At 31.3% G+C, this 3,889-nt stretch carries 2 protein-coding genes; both read right to left on the reverse strand.

The window, feature by feature from the left end; translation table 11 throughout:
• Window positions 1-228 precede the first annotated feature (228 nt).
• The gene (locus JMN12_RS14160) at window positions 229-1,251 is read right to left on the reverse strand and encodes a hypothetical protein (protein WP_203139906.1); all 1,023 of its coding nucleotides are present in this window, start codon (window positions 1,249-1,251) and stop codon (window positions 229-231) included.
• Window positions 1,229-3,889: hypothetical protein (locus JMN12_RS14165; protein ID WP_203139907.1), on the reverse strand; the 2,661-nt coding region annotated here is incomplete at its 5' end. The genes JMN12_RS14160 and JMN12_RS14165, both read right to left, overlap by 23 nt.

Below are 3,889 nucleotides of genomic sequence, written 5' to 3' on the forward strand. Positions count from 1 at the left end.
TTATAAAATCATCTAAAGTTATTATTTCTCTTCCATTAACATTAGGAAATGGTATATCTTTATACATTTTACGAATTATGTCAATATTATCATCTATATATTTGTGAAAATCTTGTTTGGTGAAATTTTGACCGTAAATTCTCCATTTTATTTGAGAAATATCAGAGGCATTGAATAAGTCGCGTTCTATAAACTGTTCTTTTATAACTTTTGCTGTTATGCAATTTTTTACTTTGATTCAACGTCTTGTTTTTCAAAGATATAAAGAGAAAATCCCGTTGTTGATACAGCTAAATATTTATCATTCATTTGTATTTCTTCTATTTGGCGCCTATTTTCATTGTTTGAGGGTTTGTTCTCGTTGTGTAGGATTTCCTTACGCCAAATAATTTTTCCTGTATTGGTATCAAAAAGTAAAACCAAACTACGAATACTATCCCTCTCAGGTTTGGCACTTACAGCAATAATTCCGTTGTGGTAAGCCATTGTTCTGTTGTCTATTATTTCAGTAGGCAGGTCTTTTGTTAAATCATAGTGTGTGATTTCAAAAGTTTCAGGATTCATTTTTGCAAAACCTTTGTCTTTTTTTTGCCATAAAAAACCATCAAACAAGTACATTTTGCCTCCAAAAATAGTTTCTTTTGGATTATTTAGCACTTGTCCCGTTTGAGCATCTAAAATAAAAGTGGCGTAATTGCTCCAATCTTCGGTATGAGCGAAAAAGATGATTTTATTGTTTGATACTAAAACTCTGCCTTCCATTATTTGGGCAGGTTGGTGGAAATAAGTTTCTAAATCGTATTGCCAAAGAATTTTTTCTTGAATATAATCAAAGGCTGAAATAGTAGTATCTTTTCCTAATATTATAGCATATTCATTGATAAAACAATATATTGTTCCATAAATTGTAAATGAATTTAAATTCATTTTTCTTACTAATTGATTTTTTGCAATATCATAAAAAAATATATTTGTTTCGTTATTAAAAGTAACAATATTTTTATAATAACGCCTTCTATATTGAAAATCATCATTTATAAATATTTGATAATTTTCTAAATTGAAGTCATATACTTTCTCAGTATCAGACAGTATAAGGTTTTCTACTGAATATATATTGTTGGAGTTTATATTGACAAAGTTATTATTAACATTTGAATATATTTTTTTGTTAGAAACAAAATATAAACTATTTTTTAACAAAAAACTACTAATGTTCTCCTTTTTCTCAATTAATAAATATTTTCTCATAACTATCTAATAAGTGATTATAAATTCTATTGTACATATTACTTTGTTTCAATCCTTCTTTCATAGATTCTGGTAGTAGTTTTTCAATTCTTCCTATTTTCAATTTTTCTATTGCTTTTCTATTCTCCTTTAAGAATTTCTCAAAATCTTGTTTGGTAAAATTCTGACCATAAATTCTCCATTTAATTTGAGAAATATCAGTAGCATTGAACAAATCGCGTTCAATGAATTGTTTTCTTATTATATTGGTATCTACACAATTAGGGCAGTTTTTTACCTCAATTCTATATGCAGTTTTAGTGCCATCAAAAGTAACAATTTCTACATTTAGATCTTCATACGATTTTGTTCCTCTTATGTTTTCAACAGAATTTTCAAACCTTACAATTTTTCCTTTTAGTAAGTTGTCAAACTCATCATCAACAGCCTTAAGAACACCTTCTGCACCTATCCTTTGTGAGTTGGTTGCTTTGCTGTTCTTGTTTAACTTATATATTACCTTTTCGTAAAAATCTTCTAAGGTGGTGTTAGGATTGTCTTCAATCTTTTTAGCTATACTTAATAGCTTATCTAATATTTTTTCATACGAAAACTCACCTTTACCTGAAGCTCTTAAATTGGCTAAAATTTCATCTGTAAAGCCCAATTTTTTGAGTATGGGATTATTACGCGCTTTTGTAAGTGCATTTACAGCGTTTTTGTTATTAAATAAAGCATTAGGGGCTTCTGAATTATTTACACTTTCTCTTAAAAGTCTTTCGCTTTTAGCATATTCTTCAGCTACTTCTTTAGCTGTTTTTTCAGCGGTATCTTCAGCGGTGTGCGCTAATCTTGCATTTGTATCGCCACCTATAGGTGCTGTTCTACCATTGAATAGTTCTTCGGCTACATCTTCAGATACGTCCTCAAGTCTTTCGGTATTGTTTACTAATACACGTACTCTGTACAAGCCGCTTTCTAATCGTTCGGCTACTTTGCCTGTCGCATTTCTAAAGACTATCAGTAGTTTGCCTGAAGCATTCTTTATATAACGAATGCTTATGCCTATATAACGGAAGGGGTCGGTTAGGCGGTCGCAGAATTGTAAAGCTTTTAGGGAGGTACTTCCTATTTTAGCTAAAACACTTTCGCCTGCAGCGACATCACCGAAACACAATACTATAATAGGACCTGCTATTGAACCTATAAACTCATTTTTTTTGCAAGGATTGTCTTTGCTAAATTGGTCGCTAATACCTTCCTTGAACAAGAACCACAATTTTCCAAATCCTAAACCTTTGCCATATATTACATTTCCATTATCGTCGGTAACTTCTATATTTTCAAGTTGTTGAACAAATTTGCTATTGTTCGCACGTCCTTTTGAAGAACCGAAAGAGGACAATAGTTTGCCTAAATCGGGTACTGTTTTTACGACGTCTATCAAGCCGTTGTACATTCCACAGAAAAGGGCAAAATTTGCTTGACTTGCTTCTTTTTGTGCTTTGGATAAATTAGATTCTTCACCTGCGATTTGTTCGGTAATGAGATTGACATAACCTGAAAGATTCAGATAACTAAAGACTTCAGCGTAAATAGGATTATAATTACTTGCTTTACAGTCCCATACAGATTCAGGTATCTTTAGTTTTCCTATACCTGACCCCAACATATCAAATAGGTCGTAAGCCGCTGTAAAACCGAAGTCAGTTAAGTCTTTTCCTATATAGAACAATTTTCCAAAGAATGAGGCTTGTTCATATTGGAATTTTTCATCCCATTGTTTGAGCGTTTTTCGCAAGTCTTGATCGAAATTATCGCCAACAACAACTTCTTTTACACTTATTTTCTTATCGGAACCATCGTATTCTATCCAAAAAACAATTTCATCAGGATTTATAGCTACTTTTTCGTTACCTACATATAGTTGATCTTTTCCATTTTCGTTATGTACAGAAATTTTAGCGGTATTTTCTAAAATATTCTTGTGGGAAAGCAAAATTCTTGTATTTAGGTGGTGGTTTTCACCTGTAATAGTGTTTGTAGTGTTTCTAGCGACAATAGAATATAGCTTTTCGGCTAGGTTTTTGCTAAGTTTTTCATCTGCTATTAAGCTATAAATAGTTCCGCCATTTCCGTTGCCATTTCCTATATTAAGCCCCTTGTTTAAGGAACAATCTCTTTTAGAAAGTGTTTTACAGATATATGTATCGCCTTCTCTCACTAATATTTCTTCACCTTCAAGACAGTCTTTTCCTCTATTTGTGAAATCAGCAATGATGTATTTTCGATCAATATTTGAATATACTTTTGAACGATTAACGGTTGTTACACCATCTATGCAATCTGTACATAGTAAAAACGCAATACCTCCTCTTGCTTTTATTTCGTTATTTTTTGTTTCAACATATTGAGTGGGGTAATATTTATTGTCTTTTTCATCAGTAACATATTGTAGAACACCACTTTTTGATATTGATAATTCTTTTATTTTCTCAGTCTCATTATCATTAAAACTAACTATTTTATTAGCTACAAAAAAACTTTTACAACTTTTTGTTATATCAAATTTAATAGAGCTACCATCTGTACTTCCTGCAATTATTACTACGCCTCCCTTCAGTTCACCCTCGCTTTGCCCTTGGAAAATACCTATTTT

It is taken from the genome of Capnocytophaga genosp. AHN8471 (assembly GCF_016806945.1).
GTDB classification, from domain to species: domain Bacteria; phylum Bacteroidota; class Bacteroidia; order Flavobacteriales; family Flavobacteriaceae; genus Capnocytophaga; species Capnocytophaga periodontitidis.